The organism is Sphingopyxis sp. H053, assembly GCF_001468225.1.
GTDB lineage: Bacteria > Pseudomonadota > Alphaproteobacteria > Sphingomonadales > Sphingomonadaceae > Sphingopyxis.
Map to the genome: position 1 here is coordinate 353,011 of NZ_LNRU01000007.1, position 19,498 is coordinate 372,508.

Below are 19,498 nucleotides of genomic sequence, written 5' to 3' on the forward strand. Positions count from 1 at the left end.
TCCTGACCCTGGTTTCCGGCGGCAGCCGGAAAGATCAGATCACTGCGCGATAGAGGCCAAAGGCGCTGGTCGCGGTCAGCACGACGCCGACCATCACAAGCATCACCTTCGGCGAGAAGCGCTTCGCCATCATCGCGCCAAGCGGGGCCGCCGCCACGCCGCCGATGATCAGGCCGAGCGTCGGGCCCAATATCTCGTTGATCCCGAGGTTCGCGATGAAAGCGATCGAGACCGCGACGGCGAGGAAGAATTCGACGCTGTTAACGGTGCCGACGACCTTGCGCGGTTCGCCGCCCTGGACGAGCAGGTTCGAGGTCACGACCGGACCCCAGCCGCCGCCGCCCGCCGCGTCGAGGAAGCCGCCGACGACCGCCAGGGGCGCGACGACTTTGGGCTTCGCGATCTTGGGCGGATAGAGCAGGCCGCGAATGAGCAGCCAGATGCCGATCAGCACCAGATATCCCAGCACGAAGGGCTTTACGACGTCGGCGTGCAGCGACGAAAGGACATAGGCGCCCAGGACGCCGCCGATCACGCCCGGGATCAGAAGCCGGAAGAACAGCGGCCAGTCGATGTTGCGATGGAATAAGTGGCTGAGTCCCGACGCGCCGGTCGTGAAGATTTCGACGACATGGATGCGCGCCGACGCCGTTGCGGGCGGGACGCCGAGAACGGCGACGAGCAATGTGTTGCAGATGACGCCGAACGCCATGCCCAGCGCGCCGTCGACGAGCTGCGCCGCGAAACCGATGAGGATGAACGGCAGGAGCGCGGTAAAGTCGATGGCCGCAAGATCAATCATATTTCATCCCAACCCTTTTGATTGACAACCTGCTGCCGGGATTTCCGCTCGCGCGCCAGCCCAAATTTTCTGCTGGCGACAAAGGGATTTGTTTCCGCGCCCGATCGAACCGCGGCAAACCGGGTCAGCCGGTCAGGTCGTCGGGCAGGTTGTCGCGCACATAGTCGATGAAAGCGCGCAGCTTGGGCATCACCTGCTTGCGGCCGGGATAATAGAGGAAGAGGCCCGATGTCGATGCGGCATGGTCGGTGAGCACCAGTTCGAGCTCGCCCGATTCGACCATCGCCGTCGCCATCGGTTCGGCCATCATGCCCATTGCGACCCCGGCGCGCATTGCGACCAATGCGGCGATCCAGTCGTTGACGATAATCGGGCCGGCGACCGCGACGTCGAAATCGCGGTTGCCGCGTTCAAAGGTCCACGGCATCAGCGCGCCGCTCGCAAGGCGGAAACGAACGCAGCGATGGTCGCGCAAATCCTCTGGCAACTCGGGGCGGCCGTATTTGTCGAGATAGGCGGGCGCCGCCGCGACGACGAAGCGAAAGGAACCGGTCAGGCGAACCGCGATCATGTCGGCGTCGAGCGCTTCGCCCATCCGTACCCCGGCGTCGAACCCGCCCGCGCTGAGGTCGGCGAGCGCGTCCTCGGCATAGATTTCGAGCTCGATCTCGGGATAGGTTTCGCAAAAGCCCGCGATGATCGGTTCGAACAGGGGCTGCACCGCACCGCGCATGAGGTTGATGCGGAGGCGCCCCGCGGGCCGGTTGCCGAGATTGCGCGCCGCTTCATAGGCATCGGCGAGCCCCGAATAGGCGGGCGCGGCGCGTTCGAGGAACATTTCGCCCGCTTGCGTGAGGCCCACGCTGCGCGTCGTGCGCATGAACAAGGGCGCGCCGACGCGCGCTTCGAGTGCTTTCACGGTCTGGCTGATCGCCGAGGGCGAGACACCGAGGTCGGCGGCGGCGGCGGAAAAGCTGCGCCTTTCCGCAACACGCAGGAAGGCTTCGATCCCGTCGAGCGCCCCTTGGGGGATTGTTAAATCCTGCTTCAAAGCACTTGCAGATTATAGAGGATTATCTATCTGCGCAACCGCGACTAAAAAGGTTGCACAAAGAAACGAAAGGAACCTCTCCCATGGCCTATCAGCTCTCCTCTTATCGCCGCTTTCCCGCCGCTTTCGCAATCGTCGCCGCTTCGGCGCTGGCCTTCACCGGCCTGATGGCGACCGCAAGCCCCGCTTACGCCCAGTCGGGTAGCGATTATCGCTGCGCCGGTCTGGCCGAACAGGCCCATGTCGCCGCCGGCGGCGTCGAAGGCGCCAAGCAGTCGAGCGCCAAGCGCTTTGTTTCGACCGGCAAGAAGCTGTGCGAAGCGGGCAACGAACGCGCCGCCGCCAAGCAGTTCCGCGCCGCGCTGAAGATCGCCGGCGTCGCCGAAGTCGAAACCGACAGCCAGATGGCGTCGCGCTAAGACAGACTGACACCAATCTCCGGACCGTCCTCTCCCTCTCCCCGACGGATCCACATAACTGGGGCGGCACTCGATACGAGGCCGCCCCATTTGTTTGTGCGCGGCGCATGGTTTAGGGTGATGTCCGTCATGCCCGGCAAGAAACCCCGCCGCGAAACGCCCGCCGATCGTTCGGCCGCGAAGGCCGCGATACCGCTATGCCGGTACGAAGAACTGGCGATGCGTGAGAATCGCCTGCGGCGCGCGAACGCCGCAAAGCGCGAAGCGGACCACTAGCTCGCGCGGGCGTCAGCCTTGCGGAATGCCCTTCATATTCGGCAGGTGATGCGCGATGCCCTTGTGGCAATCGATGCAGGTTTTCTGGCCGGTGCCGAGATAGAGCTGGTGGATCTGTCCGGCGCGCGGCGACTGGCGGGTGAGGTCCATCGAATCATATTGATGGCAGTTGCGGCATTCGAGCGAGTCATTCGCCTTCAGCCGCGCCCATTCATGCTTGGCGAGCTCGAGCCTTTTGTCGAGGAACTTCTCGCGCGATTCGATCGATCCGAAAATCTTGCCCCAGACTTCCTTCGACGCCTGCATCTTGCGGCCCATCTTGTCGGTCCAGTTGTGCGGGACATGGCAGTCCGAACAGACCGCGCGCACGCCCGAGCGGTTGTTGTAATGGATCGTCGTCTTCAGTTCGGCGAAGACATTGTCGTTCATTTCGTGACAGCTGGTGCAGAATTCCTCGGTGTTGGTCGCCTCCATCGCGGTATTGAAGCCGCCCCAGAAGATGATGCCGGCGATGAAGCCGCCGAGCGTCAGGAACCCCATGCTGAAATGCAGGCTGGGCCGCCACACCGTCGTCCAGAACGGCTTGATCCAGCCCCAGACGCGCAGCCATATCGCGCGAAGCCGCCCCGGGATCATTGCGTCTCCTCCTTCGCCAATGTGGTGTTGAGCCCCTCGTACCGGTTCGCGACCAACGGTTCGGCGTCGGTCTGGACGACATGGCACTGGACGCAGAAATAGCGGCGCGACGAGATTTGCTCGAGGACCTTGCCGTCGCGGGTCAGATAATGCGCGTCGCTGACCGGCGGCGCCTGGAATTTTTTCGCGGCTGACCGCGTGTGGCAGAGCATGCAGCGGTTGGTGTTCACGGTGAGCTGATAATTGTCGATCGCGTGCGGGATCGTCGGTGGCTGCATCTCGTAATTCACCGGGCGGATGCGGTCGAAATTCTCGACGCGCGCCATCGGCAGCGGCGAGGCTTCCTTGTCGATCGGGACGCCGCGGCGCAGCCCGTCGATCTGTCCCGCAGCGGTGATGACGACCGGAGCATTGGGCGCCTTGCGCGGCGTTTCCTCATGCTTCGATCCGCATGCGGCGAGGCTTGCGGCGGCGATCAGCGGCAGCAACGCGCGCAAGAGCAGCCCCCTCATGCCATTACCACCTTCACCGCGCATTTCTTGAAATCGGTCTGCTTGGAGATCGGGCACGTCGCGTCGAGCGTCGTCTTGTTGATCAGCTGCGCGGCGTCGAACCAGGGGACGAAGACCAGCCCCACCGGCACCCGGTTGCGGCCCCGCGTCTCGACCCGGCTGCGCATCTCGCCGCGGCGCGAGATCACCTTCACTTCGTCGCCGCGCTTCAGCCCGCGCGCCTTGGCATCGTCGGGGTTCATGAACACCACCGCCGAGGGGAATGCCTTGTAGAGTTCGGGGACGCGCATCGTCATCGACCCCGAATGCCAATGTTCGAGCACGCGCCCGGTCGCGAGCCACAGATCATAATCGGCGTCGGGCACCTCGGCGGGCGGCTCATAGGGCAGCGCCCAGATCACCGCGCGCCCGTCCTTGTTGCCATAGAATTGCCAGTCGGTCCCCGGCTTCACATAGGGATCGCTGCCTTCCTTGTAGCGCCAGCGTGTCTCCTTGCCGTTCACCACCGGCCAGCGCAGTCCGCGTGCCTTGTGGTAATCGTCGAACGGCGCGAGGTCGTGGCCGTGGCCGCGCCCGAATTCGGCATATTCCTCGAACAACCCCTTTTGCGGGTAAAAGCCGAACACCGCGGCCTCGTCATTCGCATAACCCGCCTCGACCTCGCCCGGCGCGAAGCGATCGACCTTGCCGTTGCGGTACAGCACCTCGAACAAAGTCTTGCCCTTGTACGCCGGGTTGGCGGCGAGCAGGTCGGCGGGCCAGCATTCGTCGGTGGTGAAGCGTTTGGAAAATTCCATCAGCTGCCACAGATCCGACCGCGCCTCGCCGGGCGCCTTCACCAGCTGATGCCAGAACTGCGTGCGCCGCTCGGCATTGCCGTATGCGCCTTCCTTTTCGACCCACATCGCGGTCGGCAGGATCAGGTCGGCCGCCTGCGCGGTGACCGTCGGATAGGGGTCGGAGACGACGATGAAATTGTCGGGGTTGCGATAGCCCGGATAGCCCTCATTCTCGAGGTTCGCCGCCGCCTGCATATTGTTGTTCGCCATCACCCAATAGGCGTTGAGCTTGCCGTCCTTCAGCATCCGGTTTTGCTCGACGATGTGATAACCGACCTTGTCGACGATCAGCCCGTCGGGGAGTTTCCAGATTTCCTCGGCATGCTTGCGGTGCTCGGGATCGGTGACGACCAGGTCGGCGGGCAAGCGGTGCGAGAAGGTGCCGACCTCGCGCGCGGTGCCGCACGCCGACGGCTGGCCGGTGAGCGAGAAGGGGCTGTTGCCCGGGGTCGCGATCTTTCCGGTCAAAAGGTGGATATTATAGACCATATTATTGGCCCAGGTGCCGCGCGTGTGCTGGTTGAAGCCCATCGTCCACAGCGACATCACCTTGACCTTGGGGTCGGCGTAAAGTTCGGCGAGGTGCTTGAGCCAGCCCTTCTCGACCCCGCTGAGTTCGGCGGCATAATCGAGGGTATAGGGTTCGACGAACGCCTTGAACGCGTCGAAGTCGATCGGGGTGCTGCCCGTCGGGTCCTTGGAATTCTTGGCTTTCAGTTCGAGCGGATTGTCGGGGCGGAGGCCATAGCCGATATCGTCGTTGCCGCGCTTGAAGCTCACATGCTTGGCCACGAAATCCTCGTTGACGCGGCCGGTCTGGATGATGTGGTTCGCGATGTAATTGAGGATCGCGAGGTCGGTCTGCGGCTTGAAGATGATCGGAATGTCGGCAAGGTCGAAGCTGCGATGCTCGAAGGTCGAAAGCACCGCGACCTTCACATGATCGTGCGACAGCCGCCGGTCGGTGACGCGCGTCCAAAGGATCGGGTGCATCTCCGCCATGTTCGAGCCCCAGAGCACAAAGGCATCGGCCGCCTCGAAATCATCGTAGCAGCCCATCGGCTCGTCCATGCCAAAGGTCCGCATGAAGCCGGTGACGGCAGAGGCCATGCAGTGGCGCGCATTGGGATCGATATGGTTCGACCGGAACCCCGCCTTCATCAGCTTGTTCGCGGCATAGCCTTCCCAGATCGTCCACTGGCCCGATCCCGCCATGCCGATCCCGGTGCCGCCCTTCGCCTTCAGCACGCGCTTGAACTGCGCCGCCATCACGTCGAACGCCTCGTCCCAGCTGACGGGTTCGAAGTCGCCGTCCTTGGCGAACTGCCCGTCTTTCTTGCGCAGCAGCGGCGTCGTCAGCCGGTCGTTGCCGTACATGATCTTGGAAAGGAAATAGCCCTTCACACAGTTAAGCCCGCGATTGACCTCGGCATCTGCATCGCCGTGCGTCGCAACGACGCGCCCCGCCTGCACCGCAACCTGCACCCCGCAGCCGGTGCCGCAGAAACGGCACGGCGCCTTCGACCATTTGACGCCGGCCGGCGCGGCGGTCGCCGCCGTTTCGGCAAAGCTGGCGGGGACCGAGATGCCGGCGGCCGATGCCGCGGCCCCAACCGCGCTGGCCCGGATGAAATCGCGGCGCGTCGTCATAAACGGCTCCCCTGTTCGGCGCTGGGTTGGACGATGTCGCCGAGCGCGCTGCGCGGTTCGGCATGATGATAGACAAGGCTCACGCCGACGACGCCGGGGGTCGCCTGGACGGCATCCATGCAGGCGAGCAGTTCGCGGGTGCCGCCGCATTCGTGGAGCAGGATGCAGCGGCCCGCGTCGCGCGCGGCGATCTCGGCGCCGGGAGTTTCCGCGACGAGATGTTCGATTGCGGCGAGCGCATCGGAGCGGTGGTGGACGATGAAGCTCGCGATATGGACCTCGTCATCCATCGGCCGCCTCCGGCGCTGACAGGGTGATGGCCGAAACGGGGCACACGCCGACGCAGGCGCCGCAACCGGTGCAGCGCGCGGCGTCGAGTTCGACGTGCGCGCCGCCCAGCACCGGGCGAAAACCGATCGCGGCCTCGCCGCAGGCGTCGCGGCAGCTGAAACAGGTGACGCCGCTCTTCGCGAGGCAGGCCGGCGCGATGTCCGCCCTGATCGTCCACGGCCCGGCGAGCGCGCCGTCGAGGGCGCCCGGGTCGCACGCTTCGACGCATTTCTCGCAAAACAGGCATTCGCCGCGCTGGGGGTCGAAAAGCGGGTATCCGCCGTCGCCGCGGTCCAGCACCTGTTCGGGGCAGGCGGCGATGCAATCGTCGCAGCTTGTGCAGAGATCGAGAAAAAGCGCTTCGGTGACGGCCCAGGGCGGCCGCAGCGGCGATGGCCGAGAAGGTTTCCCGCGCAGAAAGGCGCGGCGTTCGGGCGAGAATGTCGCCGTCCCCGTCATACCCCCGGCGGACCGTTCAGCAGCTGCCACATCCAGACCATGAAGCCATAGGCAGCCACCGTAATCACCGCGAGTACCGGAAACAGTACCACGGTCATAAAGAGGAAGAGACGCAGTTCCCTTTTTCTCGTCCCCGTATCAGCACCTTGCTTCATCGACGGTTCCCCCGTTCAATTGCGCCAGCTGTTCTCTGGATTTAACAGACGATTACGCGTTTGACCATGCCGGTGCAGGTAAGCGGGGGCGTTTTTTGGTCCCCGCGTGCCGTCAGCACGATCTCGATCGACACTTGTTATGATCTGGAACGGATCGAGCGCGTTACGGAGGTTTTCGGACTGAAAGGGCAGACCTCGGCGCCGTCGCTTTCGTAAAGATCATTTCGATGATAGTTTATGGAAGCCGTTCGCAAGTCTAAACCCTTGCCGATTGTGCGGGATAGGTCCGCAATGACCCGAGTTCGTGCCGGGCTCGATCGAGGGAGCAAAGCCGATGATAAAGCCGCTGGTTGCCGCCGCCGTCCTGACGGCGCTCGCTGTCCCTTCGCTGGCACAGGCGCCGATCCGCACCGAACGCGTGCAGTTCGCCAAGGGAGCCTCCTCGAAGACGATCAAGGCGTCGATCAAGGGGTATCAGACGGTCGACTATGCGCTTGGCGTGCGGGCCGGCCAGACGATGACCGTCTCGCTGACGACGAGCAATGCCTCGGCCTATTTCAACATCATCGCGCCGGGTGCCGACGCCGCGCTCTTCACCGGCTCGATCGACGGCAATCGCGCCAGCGTCCAGATTCCGTCGAGCGGCGATTACAAGGTGCGCGTCTACCTCATGCGCAATGCCGCGCGCCGGAACGAGACCGCCAATTACACGCTGACCATCGGTGTGAGGTGATCGTCTTTCGCGCGCTCGCGGCGCCCTATGCGCTGCGGTGCCCGATCGCGCTGCTTCGCGTTTGAAAGCGAAATTATTGGCATTGCATCTCATTCCCTTTGGTTTCGTGACTTTGTCGCTGCTTCTTCCTGCGAGCGCATTTGCGCAGGGCGCCCGGGCGAGCTCGCCCGTCGAACTGGCGCGGCAGGCCGAGCGGCTGAAACCGGGCGAATGGGTATGGGCGCCGAAGCCTCTCGCAAGGCTGTGCTGGGCGCGATCGTGCCGGGGACGACGATGCTGGTGACACAGGCGTCGGTGCTGCCCGCGAACGGCGGCAAGCTGACCGTGCTGGCGAGCCAGGCGGCAAAATGACCCGTGCATCGCGCGTCGCCGGCGTCGTGCTGGCCTTGCTGGTGATGCAGCCCGTGCAGGCAGCGCCCGCGCCCGTGCCGCCACCGCCCGATCAGCCGGTGATCGATTGCGCGCGCCCCGTTTATGCGATCGACACGATGATCTGCGACGACCGCGACCTCGGCGCGGCAAATGCGGAAGTGGACGGCCTTTTGGCGGGGCTGTCGTTCGCGGGGCTCGATCCCGGCTGGATCGAGCCACAGGCGGACTGGGTGCGCCGCCGCGCGCTCTGCGCGTTCCAGCCCGACGGGCGCGCCTGCGTCGCCGATGCGTTTGCCGAACGCCTTGCCATATTGCGGGCGTTGCGCGGGGCGGGCGGGGCGACTGCAACATGGGCACGGTGCCGCAGCACGAACTTGCCCGAAGAGGTGGCGGTGGAGCGGCGCCCGCCCGCGGTCCTCTTGCGCGGCGCAGGCGGAGGCGTCCGTGTGGTCGCCGTGGCGCCGGGGATGTCGTCGTGGCGGCCCTTTGTCGCGATCGAACGCGACACCGGCCGGCAGCTTGTGATGAAAGCGAAGGCCGCGCGGATCAGCTGCAAAATCGCCGCGGCGGTACGATAGGCAAAGACGAGTTTTACCGCCCCTATTTTATGCGCGCCAATGTCCTGCGCCTATTTCGCGTGGGTCCGGCGGTAGCGGAACTACCAGAACTTATGTGCAGCCAGCTAAAATAGGCGGTCGGCTTGTGTGCGTGCGTGTGCGCGGCGCTTTGACGATTGCAGTCAATTTTGCAAACGAGATTCATTATCAATATAGTTGCGATCAATTCTCAATATCGTTAGGTGCGGCGCGAATCATCGAAAAGGGGTAAAGATGGCGCGTTCCGGTATCGGCCTTCCAGTCGCTATAGCTTTGTGTTTCCCGGCGGTTTCCGCCAGCGCGCAGGAGGCGGATGCGCAAGGCGCATCGATGCGCCGCGCCGATATCGTCGTCACCGGGCAGCGCGCCCATGACGGTGCGATCGCGTCGAAGGCCGATATCCCGGTGCTCGAAACATCGCAGGCGATCTCGATCCTGCCCGAGCAGCTGCTGGAGGATCAGGGCGTGCGCCGGCTGGGCGATGCGTTGTTCAACGTCGCCGGGGTGTCGCGCAACAACACCTACGGCTTTTTCGACGGCTTCAATATTCGCGGCTTCAACGCTTCGACGGGCGCGACCTATCTCGACGGGCTGCTCGACGACACCGGCTATGGGACATCGGAAATGGCAGCGCTCGAACGCGTCGAGGTGGTCAAGGGGCCGGCGTCGGGGCTGTTCGGGCAGGGGCCGCTATCGGGCATCGTCAACCTCGTCAGCAAGCGGCCGCGTGACGAGGCGTTCCTCGACATGTCGATCGCCGGCGGATCCTATGAGCTGTTCGAGATGCAGGTCGACGGCAACGCGCCGCTCGTCGCCGACGGCAGCCTGCTCGCGCGGTTGACCGCAGTCTATCGCGACCAGGATTTCTTTGTCGACTATTCGGGGCAACGGCGGATTTTCCTCGCCCCCTCGCTGACGTGGAAGCCGGGCCCCGACACCAGCATCACCCTGCTCGGCCGTTATGTCGACGACAAGATCAACCCATGGTCGCCGACGACCGCCTATGGCACCGCGCTGCCCAATCCGAACGGGCCGGTTTCGATCAAGCGCTCGATCAACGACGGCAAATATCCGGCGGTGCAGGACAATGATTACTGGAGCGTCGGCTATGTCGCCGACCACAAGTTCAGCGACGCGATCGCGGTCCATCAGTCGCTGCGTTATCAGGATTTCCACAATAGCTGGGACAATTGGCTGTTCGTCAGCAGCATCTCACCCGATTTCCGCTCGGTCGGCCGTTTCTATTACGGCCCGTTCGAGGAGAATGGCGAATATTTCCGCGTCGACACTAACCTCAGCCTGCGTTTCGCGACAGGACCGCTCAGCCATTATGTGCTCGCGGGGCTCGATTATGGGCATCGCGACAGCGACCAGACCAATCTCTTCGATCCGGGCCCCTATTGGCTCGACCTTTATAATCCGGTTTACGGCACGGTCAGCGCGCCCAATCCCGCGGTGCCCGGGACGACCTATGCCAGCGTCACCAAGCAGCGCGGATTCTATCTTCAGGACCATATCAAGGTCGGCGAGCGGCTGACGGTCACGCTCGGCGGGCGCTGGGACCGGGCGTCGAGCGCGATCAACAACAATGGCACCGCCAATCCCAAGGTGGTCGACACCGCCTTCAGCCCGCGCGCCGGCGCGACGCTGATGCTGGGCGACGCGGTGTCGCTCTATGCGAACTATGCCAAATCGTTCAATCCGCAGGGCAGCTACCGCGCGTCCGACGGATCGACGTTGCCGCCCGAACGCGGCGTCAATTACGAAGCGGGGATCAAGGTGGCGCGCCCCGACGGATCGCTGCGCGCGATGGCGACGCTGTTCGAACTGACCCGCACCAACGTCGCGACCGCCGACCTCTCGCCCACCGCGCCGCCGAACACCTATGTGCTGACCGGCGAGCAGCGGACGCGCGGGATCGAGCTGGAGGGCGGCTGGCGCCCGCTGCCCGGGGTCGAGCTGACCGCCGCGTACAGCTATCTCGATGCGAAGGTCACCGCCGACTCCCGGCTGCTCGTCGGCGCGCGCCTGTCGAGCGTGCCGCGCCACATCGTCAACCTGTGGGGCCGCTACACGATCCAGCAGGGGCCGCTCGCCAATCTCGGCGCGGGGCTGGGGCTGCACCATGAAAGCAACCGGCCGGCGAGCACCGCTTCGGCAACCTCGACGCCCTTCTATCTCGATGGTTACGCGCTGGTCGATGCGGCGCTCTTCTATCGCTTCGACGACTGGTCGGTGCAGGCGAATATCCGCAACATCTTCAACGAGCGCTATTTCCCGACCGCTTCGCTGACCCGTACGACCCCCGGCGAGCCGCGCACCTTCATGATCAGTCTTGCGCGACGGTTCTGAGCGATGGCGACCAAGGCATCTCGGGCCAAGGGCGCCAGCCGCTGGAATGTGGCAGCGCGCGCGCTCGCGGCGATCCCCGCCAATTATGTGCTGACCTCGCTCGCCATTGCGTGCCTCGCGCGACTGCTTCCGATGCGGCCCGAGGAAGCAAGTGTCGCGGCGACGCTCTTTTCCTTCGCGCTGTTCGCGGTGCTCGCGCTGACCGCCTTCGCGGTGCGCTCGGTCGCGCGGCTCTGGCTGGGGATGATCGGGGCAGGGCTTCTCCTCGGCGGCGGGCTCTGGCTCTCGATCGCATCGGGGGGACGGCTATGAAGGAGGGACTCCGCCAATCGATGGCCTGGCTCCACACCTGGACGGGGCTGCTGCTGGGCTGGCTGCTCTTCGCCATGTTTGCGACGGGCACTGCGGCCTATTTTCAGGACGAGATCACCCGCTGGATGCAGCCCGAGGTTATGGGGCGCCCCGATCCGGTTGTCGCGGCCGAGGGGGCGGTGCGTTTCCTCCAGACGACGGCGCCCGACGCGAAGCGCTGGTTCATCACCCCGCCGAACAGCCGGAGCGCGACGACGCAGGTGTTCTGGCAGCCCGATGGCGACCGCCCGCGAGGCAGCCGCCGCGACACGAGCGCGACGCTGGACGGGCAGGGCCAGAAAATCGAGGCGCGCGAGACGCGCGGCGGGACCTTCCTCTATCGGTTCCACTTCGACCTCCATTATCTGCCGGTGATCTGGGCGCGCTATCTGGTCGGTATCGCGGCGATGTTCATGCTCGTCGCGATCCTGTCGGGCGTGATCACGCACAAAAAGATCTTCGCCGATTTCTTCATGCTCCGTTTCGGCAAGGGTCAGCGCAGCTGGCTCGACGCGCATAATGTCACCGCGGTGCTGGCTTTGCCCTTTCACCTGATGATCACCTTCACCGGGCTGGTCACGCTCGCGACGCTCTATATGCCGTGGGGAATCGCCGCCAATTATACGAGCCCCGACAGCTTCTTCGACACCGTCTTCGCGCAGTCCGAAGAGGTCGGACGCAGTGGGCAAGCCGCGCCGCTCGCCCCCATCGGGGCGATGATGCGCACGGCGTCGGCCGAATGGCATGGCGCGGGGGTGGGCTTTCTGAGCGTGTCGAACCCCGGCGATACCACGGCGACGGTCTCGCTGACCCGCGCGCCCGAGGATGCGATCGGTTCGCGCGGGCCGCAGCTGACGCTCGACGGCACCACCGGCCGGCGGCTCGACGCGAGCGTGTCCAAAGGCGCGGCGCTCGAAACCGAAAGCGTGATGATCGGACTCCACGCCGGACGGTTCGCCGAATGGGGTCTGCGCTGGCTTTATTTCCTGTCGGGGGTCGGCGGCACGATCATGGTCGGCAGCGGCCTGGTGCTGTGGACCGTCAAGCGCCGCGCGCGGCTTCCCGATCCTGAACGGCCGCATTTCGGCTTTCGCCTGGTCGAGCGGCTGAACGTCGCGGCGATCGCGGGGCTGGGGTCGGGGCTCGCGACCTATTTCCTCGCCAATCGCCTTCTGCCGCTGCGCATGGAGGCGCGCGCCGACTGGGAAGTCCACAGCCTGTTCCTCATCTGGGGGGCGGTGCTGATCTGGGCGCTGGTTCGCCCGGCGCGACGTGCTTGGATCGAAGCGCTTGCCCTCGCGGCGCTGCTGTTCGCGGCGGTTCCGTTCGTCAACGCGCTGACGACGCCGCGCAACCTGTTCGCGAGCCTTGCGGCGGGCGACTGGCTGTTCGTCGCCTTCGACGCCGTCATGCTGCTGCTCGCAGCGGGTTTTGGCTGGGCCGCGCGCAAGGCGGCGCGTCCGCGATCCGTGCGTGCCCCGCGCCGGGCAGCGCAAGCGTCTGACACGGTAGCGGCAGCATGATCCATTTCCTTGCCATCATCCTCGCGCTTTGCGGCTTTGCGCTTCTCGCCATCTCCATGCCGCGGCATCAGGCGAATATGGCGGGGCGCAAGCTCGCGCCCGCCGCAACCCGCCGCGCGCGTGTCAGCGGTTATGCGCTGTTGCTGCTGGTCTTCGTGCTTGACGGGTTTGCGTTCGGCGCTGGCTACGGCGCCGTCGCCTGGTTCGGGCATCTTAGCATCGGTGCATGGAGCGTGGTCGCCTGGCTCTGCATCTGTGTGTGGCGTGCGGATGCCGCTTCGACAAAAAGCGAGAGGTAGTCGCCATTTGATGATCACCGCGCCTTGCGGCTTATCCCTGTTGCAACTGGCCTGACGGAATCGGCTACCTCTGAAGTGCGAGCCGATACGCAATGGAAATGCCAAGGGCGCTACGATTCATCGCTATTATCCCAACCGGCGCTTCGCGTCGCCCGCGTTCAAATTCCCCGTCGAAACGCCCCGCTTCCGGCCTGCCTGAGCGAGAGCGAGGTCCGCTTTTCTCGGGGCAGCGATCCAGAGGAGACTGACTGCAGGCGGCCAGCCGCGGTTATCCGCATCGAGATCCAGCACGGTCCCAGCCAGCGATACTTGGCGCGGGTCGGATACGGATGCTGCTGTTCACCCCATCCCTCCGGCAACCGGATGGATTCTCGTCGGCAGGGATGATAGCCAATCTCCGGGAGGGGGCATCATTGGCAAGATGGCGGTATCTTTTCGCGTTAGCACTGCTTGCTGGCCCGAACGCCGCGCATGCCGACCACATCGCCGGATTGTCCGCTGACGGGCAATTGCTTCTGACGGGCGACAGCGCCGGACGTCTGTCGATCCGATCGATCGAAACGGGTGGGGAGGTCGACCATGTCGATGCGGCGCCTCTTCGATGGAGGGGGCTTTCGGCGTCGCCCGACGCGGGGCAGGTTGTGGCGCTGGGTGCCGATGGGCAGGATCGTTTGCGGGTCCTTGTGTGGCGCCGTTCTACAAATTCCGTTCGCGTCTTCGACGCGCCCTTCGCCGATGGCGATCCGTCTCTTGTCGTCGCACCCGTGATATCGCCGGGCGGCGAGACGATGCTGCTTCGGCGCTCGTCGCGAGAACCGGGCTATTTGCTCGACACGGCCGATGGCCGGATTCTGGCAACGATCGGCAAGGTCGGTCCCTCTCCCTTCTCGCCCGACGGCAATTATCTGCTTTCCGAAGCCGAAGACGGTAAGGGGGTGCGGATCCACAATGCCAGGACCGGGATCGAGGAACGGCTCCTGCAAGCGCCCGTGACCATCGGCGCCAGCCAGTTCCTCGATGATGGGGCCATCGTCGTGGCAAGCCACAATTGCGGGATATTGCGTCGCCGCATCGACGGCGAAGCAGAATGGACTCGGATCCGCGAGGCTGATGAGGATTGCGAGTTCAGCGGTTTCGCCGAGGACGGCACCCATGTCGTGACCGCGATCAGCACCGGGTTGGGCACACAGCAGCTATCCGTTCTTTCGCTGGAATCCGGACAGCAAGCCTATGTCGCCGTGGCGAGGCCCTTCGCCCCTGTCGATGTCAATGTGTCTGCCGGTGCGTTGCTTTCCGACGTCGACAACCGCCCTCTGGTCCGGTCGCTTGACGGTCAGCGTACCCTCGAACTGCCGGTTGCATTCGCCAATTTCGACAATGTCTATCGTTCGCGGCTCGTCGCGCGAGGTCGGCTGCTCGCGATTGGTTGGGAAGGGCCGACCCAGATATTCGATCTGCGTAGCGGAGCGGAGCTTCTCTGCATTGATGGTGAGATCGCCTGCGATGTTGGCCGGCTGCGCGCCGCTTATGAGGTAGCGGTCCGAAGCGGGCGCCCTGTCGATATCGTCGAAATCCTGACGCGTGCGGATGCCACCGAAGAGAGGCTTGGACCCCATTGGGCCGCATCGCGAACCAAACTGGCGGAAGCCTATCTGGCGCTTGGCCGACGCGCCGATGCCCGTTCGATCCTCGAAGCGGCGATTGCCATACCCAATGCCGAGGGCAGCGCCCGCGCGCGGCTGACGCTGGCGTCAATGTTGAAGGACGACCGGGAACCGGTACGAGCAATGCAGCTGGTAGAGGCACTGCTGGCCGACCTGGAGCGGGCGGGCGCGTCAGCCGCCAGAGCCGAACGGGTCTTGCGCTATGATAGGCTTCGCATCGAGCTGGGGCCCGCCGATATCGAGGAGCTAGGGCCCTTTCTCGATCGCATCGGCGCCTCGAAGCATCCGGCGGGCGAGGTCATCGAGCTTGATGAGGCGCAATATCTCGAACTGAACAGGCTGTCCGATGTGACGAGCCTCACCGAGCTGGAAACGGTCGGTTTCGCGCCCGGGCTGGAAATCACCCGAAGCCGCTTGTCGCTGTTTCGGTTGACGGCCGAAACCGAAGCTCTGCGCGCATCGCTGCTCTTGCAGCGCAGCCGCGGCGAAGAGGCGCTCGACGGCCCGGTCGCCGCGCTCGCGGCGCTCGACCGTTTTTCCACGCTCGTCGATAGTATCCTGCCGCTCACGGTGCGGGTCGACCGATTGAACCTGCGCGCGGATATCTTGCGCCGCTTGGGCGATCTGCAGAGCGCTGTTGGCACGCGCCAGCTTGCGCTCAAAGCGCTCGAAAAGTCGGAAACCCCCGATCCGGTCCGCGTCGCCGAAGTCAGCCGGGCTATCGCGGAGGATCGTCTCGCGCTCGGTGCGACGGGCGATGCCGCCGACGATCTGGCCCGCGCGAAGGCCGTATTGCTGGGGAAATTGCCCGACGACTCGCTCGACCTGTTGACGACGATCGGTCTGGCGGCATCGGTTGATCTGGCGCGGCAAAGCCATACACCGATGCTGGAGACCGAAGTGGAGGGCGCAATAGCCGCCGGTCGTAAGCGCCTTGCGTCGCGGCGTTCGCCAGGCGCCGAGGTCGACTATCTGAGCCTCGCGCGGCTGTTCGAGGCCGGGATCGACATCCACTGGGCCAGATCGCGTCTCGCGCCGCTCACGGCGGCGACGAGCAAGCGGGCGGCGAACGCTCCGGTGCTGATAAGCCCCCGGCCCGAGGGATCGATAAGGAGCCTCGAATTTTTCGATGACGGAAGGATGCTCAAAAGCCGGGAATATGCTCGCGAAATTTCGTGGGATGTCGAAGGTGCAACGTTCGCTTCGGCGCGCAAACCCGAATATGGCGACGTCCCTCCCGCGTTCGATCGCAATCTTCCCATCGAGTTCGGCGACGGGCACAGGCGCGCGCGGGTGGGGTTGCAGGCCATATCGATTGAAGATGATCGGACCGGTGCCTCCCGCACCATTCAGATGGGCGGCCTGGTAGAGGCGGCCGCCTTGTCTCCCGACGACGCGAAGATCGCGGTCAGCGGCCTCGACGGAAAGCTCCGCCTCTATTCGACCGAGAGCGGCGCGCTTCTTCATCAGCTCTCGGGGCATAATGGGACGGTTGTCAGCCTGGCCTGGAGTCCGGATTCCGATCTCCTGGCGAGCGGTTCCGCAGCGGGAGCCATCATCGTCTTTTCCGCTGAAACGGGTGGCGTGGCCGCCAAGCTGAGTGGGGATGCCTCCGCACAAGGTCATAAGGCGAAGATCCGGGCGTTCGGCTTCAGCCCGGACGCACGGAGCCTCTTCACGCTGTCGAGCGCGATTGGCGAGCGCGACGGCAAGGCGTTGCGGCAATGGGACAGCACCACCCGGCGTCTGATCGCACAATATCCCGCGGATCAGGACTCGGCCGTGATGGTTTCGGGTGACGGGCGGCGCGTGGCGGCGCTCGGATCGGACGGTATCGACATATTCCTGACCTCGAATCCCGACATATTGGAGCGCTCGGCGAAAATCCCTGGCGGTACCCGGCTCCGCGACGCGACGATTTCAACGTCCCGCGACGTAGGCATCGTTTCCGGCCTTTTTGATGGCGGCGGCACGGCGGCGTTCGAGATCGGTAGCGGAAAGCTGCTTTGGCGGCAGGACAAGGTCGACGGCGTCCTGCTCGCTGCCGATGCGAACGGTTCGCGCATCGCGGTTGCCGACATCCGCGGCGATGGCACGTTCAGGCTGCTGTCGGCCGACAGCGGGGACGAACTATGTTCAGCGCCGGTGAAGAAAATGACAGTAGCTTCGGGCGAGCCGGTCAGCCCATTTGGTGCGCTGGCCTTTTCCGCCGACGGGTCGGAAGTCGTCGGTTTGGGAATGACCTTTGCACCGGGTAGCCGCGGCGAACCGGCGGTCGCGAATCTTGCCCGATCGACGCGTTGGAGCGCGCAAGATTGCTCGGTCGTCGCAGATTTGGGAGGGAGTGCCGCCGCGCAGGACGAGCTTGCACAGGCTGAAGCCTTTGGCGGCCATGCATCAGCGGTCGCGGGCGTCATCGGAACCACCGAAGACCCCGTCTATGCGGTGCGCTTCTCCCCTGGCGGCAAGCAGGCCTATGCCTTGACCCGGCAGAACCGGCTCTGGCTCTATTTCGCGGGCGGGGTTCGAGCACCTCGGCACCTGGCGACTTTCGTCGCGGGCGTCTCGGGGCTCGCCTTTTCGCCTGACGGCGCGCGCCTGGCTGTATCGAGCGAGAACGGGCTTTGGCTGTGGAACGCCGAAACCGGCGAATTGGAGGGCGAGGTGGGGCGCGAATGACGGGACGGCAGCGTATCTTTTGTCGCCAGACCCCCTGGCAGGGACGGCGCGCGGGCGCGCTGCTGGCATTAGCCGCGGCAAGCTTCGTGGCGGAAGCGCAGGAACCCGGTCCTCACGCGATGGGCAAGGCGTTCGAATATGTCCAGCTGGCGACCCTTTCGGAATCGACGATCAATCTCAACGCAGCAACGGTGCTGGCGTCGCGCGGCGATGGCGAAATTGCCGTGTGGGAAGGCGAACGACAAGCCGCGCTTGCCGATTTGACGCGCGCCGAACGCGATTTCGAAGACGCGCTTGTCGCGAGGACCGACCCCGCTGTCGGTAAGCAGGCCGCCGAGCGCCGCGCCGCGCTGCTCGTGGACATCGAGGCGATCGAGGCCCGGATTCGCGACCGCGATCCGGCCTATTGGGATCTCCTGCACCCCGAAGCCGTGTCGCTTACCGGATTGCAGCGCCTGCTCAATGCCGACGAGGCTCTGCTTCTGATCGTGACGTTTGAAAAGAAGAGCTACAGCTTTGCGGTCACCTCCAAAAGCGCCGGCTGGTCGCGCGTCGACGGCTATGGATCGCGCGAACTGAAATCGGACGTCGATGCCATTCGGTCGGGGATTCGGGAAGAGATCGACGGATATGCGGATCGCGGCACCGGCATCGATCTCGAACGCGCGCATCGCATCTATGCCAATCTGGTGGCGCCGGTCGAAAAGGATCTGGGGAGCAGGCGGCGAATCTTCACGGTGACCAGCGGACCGCTTTCAGCCTTGCCCCTCGGCCTCCTCCCCCGAACGCCGGCCCGGGAAGCCCCAGGCGCCGCATGGATGGCGGACGAGCGCGTCATCATGTCGCTTGCAACGGTTTCAATGCTGCGTGCGCAGCGCTGCCTGCTTGTCGACCAAAAGCATCGCCACACGGGCTGCGAGGCGGCTGGCGCGGGACGATCGGCAAGCAAATCACCGGGTTTGCAGGGGGAGGGCTTTCTGGGGGTCGGCAATCCGGCGATCGGGAAGCAAGACGTGCTTTCGGCCCAGCCGGCGAGCGTTCCCGGCGACTGGGCGACCCGCGGGGTCGCCAATCGCGATATGCTGATGGCGATGGCGCCGCTTCCGGGTGCCGCGGCTGAGCTGAAGATGGCCGCGCAATCCTTCGGCCCGGCTCGAAGCCGTCTGTTGATGGGAAGCGAAGCCGATGAGCGGAATGTCCGGGGCGCCTTGCGCGAAAGCCGGCCGCGTTTCATCGCCTTTGCGACCCATGGGCTGCTGGCGTCTCAGGCCGGCGGTCTGGCCGAACCGGGGCTGGTGCTGACCCCGCCGGCCAGCAATGTCCGATCGGACAATGACGGCTTTCTGTCGGCGTCGGAAATCGCGCAATTCCATCTGGCGCGCGCCGCCATCATTCTATCCGCCTGCAACACGGGAACCGAGGAAAGGGGCATCGCCTCGCGTAACCTCAACAGCGTCGCACGGTCGTTCCAGTTCGCCGGCGCGCGCGAGGTTATCGCATCGCATTGGAGCGTCGACGATGAAGCTACAGCGCGGCTGATGGAGATTTTCTTCAGGAAGATCGCCGCCAATCCCTCCCTGTCCGTCCCGGCCGCATTCCAGGAAGCGCAGGGCGAATTGCGGCGCGATCGGCGCTGGGCGTCGCCGGCCTTCTGGGCCTCCTTCTCGACTATCGGCGCCGATAATTGATCGAAGCATCTTGTCCCGTGGCTCGCCGGAAGGCCGCTATGTTCCCATATGCTGACGGGCTGGAACCGGCCAGTGCAGCCCGATGACCGCGGGCCGGGTCTTTCGCGACCCG

General features: G+C 64.8%; 19 protein-coding genes and 1 pseudogene. 12 read left to right on the forward strand and 8 right to left on the reverse strand.

Going from position 1 to position 19,498, the window contains the following annotated elements; all coding sequences use genetic code 11:
* Positions 1–34: 34 nt before the first annotated feature.
* Together ATE70_RS16145 and ATE70_RS16150 are read right to left on the reverse strand one after the other, a co-directional pair.
* Positions 35–802 carry a sulfite exporter TauE/SafE family protein gene (locus ATE70_RS16145; protein ID WP_058538887.1) on the reverse strand — a complete coding sequence of 256 codons (768 nt, stop codon included), beginning with the start codon at positions 800–802 and terminating at the stop codon, positions 35–37.
* A gap of 124 nt (positions 803–926) precedes the next feature.
* Positions 927–1,853: a LysR family transcriptional regulator gene (locus tag ATE70_RS16150; protein ID WP_058538888.1), complete on the reverse strand. Its 927-nt coding sequence runs from the start codon at positions 1,851–1,853 to the stop codon at positions 927–929.
* Positions 1,854–1,936: 83 nt separating this feature from the next.
* On the opposite strand from ATE70_RS16150, the gene ATE70_RS16155 reads away from it, so the two are divergent.
* Complete coding sequence (locus ATE70_RS16155; protein WP_058538889.1) at positions 1,937–2,272, forward strand: hypothetical protein; 336 nt, start codon at positions 1,937–1,939, stop codon at positions 2,270–2,272.
* A gap of 120 nt (positions 2,273–2,392) precedes the next feature.
* Entirely contained in the window at positions 2,393–2,548 is a 156-nt protein-coding gene (locus ATE70_RS24900) for a hypothetical protein (protein ID WP_156419707.1), read from the forward strand.
* A 12-nt stretch (positions 2,549–2,560) separates the two neighbouring features.
* On the opposite strand, the gene ATE70_RS16160 is transcribed toward ATE70_RS24900, so the two are convergent.
* Genes ATE70_RS16160 through napE form a run of 6 tightly spaced genes read right to left on the reverse strand, consistent with a single transcriptional unit; the run spans position 2,561 to position 7,129 of the window.
* The gene (locus tag ATE70_RS16160) at positions 2,561–3,184 is read right to left on the reverse strand and encodes a NapC/NirT family cytochrome c (protein WP_058538890.1); all 624 of its coding nucleotides are present in this window, start codon (positions 3,182–3,184) and stop codon (positions 2,561–2,563) included.
* Positions 3,181–3,696 carry a nitrate reductase cytochrome c-type subunit gene (locus ATE70_RS16165; RefSeq protein ID WP_082639609.1) on the reverse strand — a complete coding sequence of 172 codons (516 nt, stop codon included), beginning with the start codon at positions 3,694–3,696 and terminating at the stop codon, positions 3,181–3,183. The genes ATE70_RS16160 and ATE70_RS16165 overlap by 4 nt, the downstream gene beginning before the upstream one ends.
* Positions 3,693–6,185, reverse strand: coding sequence for a periplasmic nitrate reductase subunit alpha (gene napA / locus ATE70_RS16170; protein WP_058538891.1), 2,493 nt, complete (start codon positions 6,183–6,185; stop codon positions 3,693–3,695). Before napA ends, ATE70_RS16165 begins: the two co-directional genes overlap by 4 nt.
* Positions 6,182–6,475, reverse strand: coding sequence for a chaperone NapD (locus ATE70_RS16175; protein WP_058538892.1), 294 nt, complete (start codon positions 6,473–6,475; stop codon positions 6,182–6,184). The genes napA and ATE70_RS16175 overlap by 4 nt, the downstream gene beginning before the upstream one ends.
* The gene (napF, locus tag ATE70_RS16180; protein WP_058538893.1) at positions 6,468–6,974 is read right to left on the reverse strand and encodes a ferredoxin-type protein NapF; all 507 of its coding nucleotides are present in this window, start codon (positions 6,972–6,974) and stop codon (positions 6,468–6,470) included. The genes ATE70_RS16175 and napF overlap by 8 nt, the downstream gene beginning before the upstream one ends.
* Complete coding sequence (napE, locus tag ATE70_RS24340) at positions 6,971–7,129, reverse strand: periplasmic nitrate reductase, NapE protein (protein WP_082639611.1); 159 nt, start codon at positions 7,127–7,129, stop codon at positions 6,971–6,973. Before napE ends, napF begins: the two co-directional genes overlap by 4 nt.
* Positions 7,130–7,463: 334 nt before the next feature.
* On the opposite strand from napE, the gene ATE70_RS16185 reads away from it, so the two are divergent.
* The 10 genes and pseudogenes from ATE70_RS16185 (at position 7,464) to ATE70_RS16220 (ending at position 19,386) form a co-directional block, all read left to right on the forward strand.
* Positions 7,464–7,862, forward strand: a complete 399-nt coding sequence (locus ATE70_RS16185) for a hypothetical protein (protein ID WP_058538894.1) — start codon at positions 7,464–7,466, stop codon at positions 7,860–7,862.
* Positions 7,863–7,953: 91 nt separating this feature from the next.
* Positions 7,954–8,091 (forward strand): annotated as a pseudogene (locus ATE70_RS25850) (L,D-transpeptidase); the annotation flags it as partial.
* Complete coding sequence (locus tag ATE70_RS24905) at positions 8,073–8,213, forward strand: hypothetical protein (RefSeq protein ID WP_156419708.1); 141 nt, start codon at positions 8,073–8,075, stop codon at positions 8,211–8,213. The pseudogene ATE70_RS25850 and the gene ATE70_RS24905, both read left to right, overlap by 19 nt.
* Complete coding sequence (locus ATE70_RS16190; RefSeq protein WP_058538895.1) at positions 8,210–8,812, forward strand: hypothetical protein; 603 nt, start codon at positions 8,210–8,212, stop codon at positions 8,810–8,812. The genes ATE70_RS24905 and ATE70_RS16190 overlap by 4 nt, the downstream gene beginning before the upstream one ends.
* Before the next feature lie 348 nt (positions 8,813–9,160).
* The gene (locus ATE70_RS16195; RefSeq protein ID WP_058801258.1) at positions 9,161–11,182 is read left to right on the forward strand and encodes a TonB-dependent siderophore receptor; all 2,022 of its coding nucleotides are present in this window, start codon (positions 9,161–9,163) and stop codon (positions 11,180–11,182) included.
* 3 nt (positions 11,183–11,185) lie between these two features.
* Positions 11,186–11,494 carry a hypothetical protein gene (locus ATE70_RS16200; protein WP_058538897.1) on the forward strand — a complete coding sequence of 103 codons (309 nt, stop codon included), beginning with the start codon at positions 11,186–11,188 and terminating at the stop codon, positions 11,492–11,494.
* A complete protein-coding gene (locus ATE70_RS16205; protein WP_058538898.1) occupies positions 11,491–13,056 on the forward strand; it encodes a PepSY-associated TM helix domain-containing protein in 1,566 nt (521 codons plus the stop codon). The genes ATE70_RS16200 and ATE70_RS16205 overlap by 4 nt, the downstream gene beginning before the upstream one ends.
* Positions 13,053–13,355, forward strand: a complete 303-nt coding sequence (locus tag ATE70_RS16210) for a DUF3325 domain-containing protein (RefSeq protein ID WP_058538899.1) — start codon at positions 13,053–13,055, stop codon at positions 13,353–13,355. Before ATE70_RS16205 ends, ATE70_RS16210 begins: the two co-directional genes overlap by 4 nt.
* A gap of 491 nt (positions 13,356–13,846) precedes the next feature.
* On the forward strand, positions 13,847–17,698 hold the full coding sequence (locus ATE70_RS16215; RefSeq protein WP_156420165.1) for a WD40 repeat domain-containing protein: 3,852 nt from the start codon (positions 13,847–13,849) through the stop codon (positions 17,696–17,698).
* Positions 17,695–19,386: a CHAT domain-containing protein gene (locus ATE70_RS16220; RefSeq protein ID WP_058538901.1), complete on the forward strand. Its 1,692-nt coding sequence runs from the start codon at positions 17,695–17,697 to the stop codon at positions 19,384–19,386. Before ATE70_RS16215 ends, ATE70_RS16220 begins: the two co-directional genes overlap by 4 nt.
* Positions 19,387–19,498: the final 112 nt, after the last annotated feature.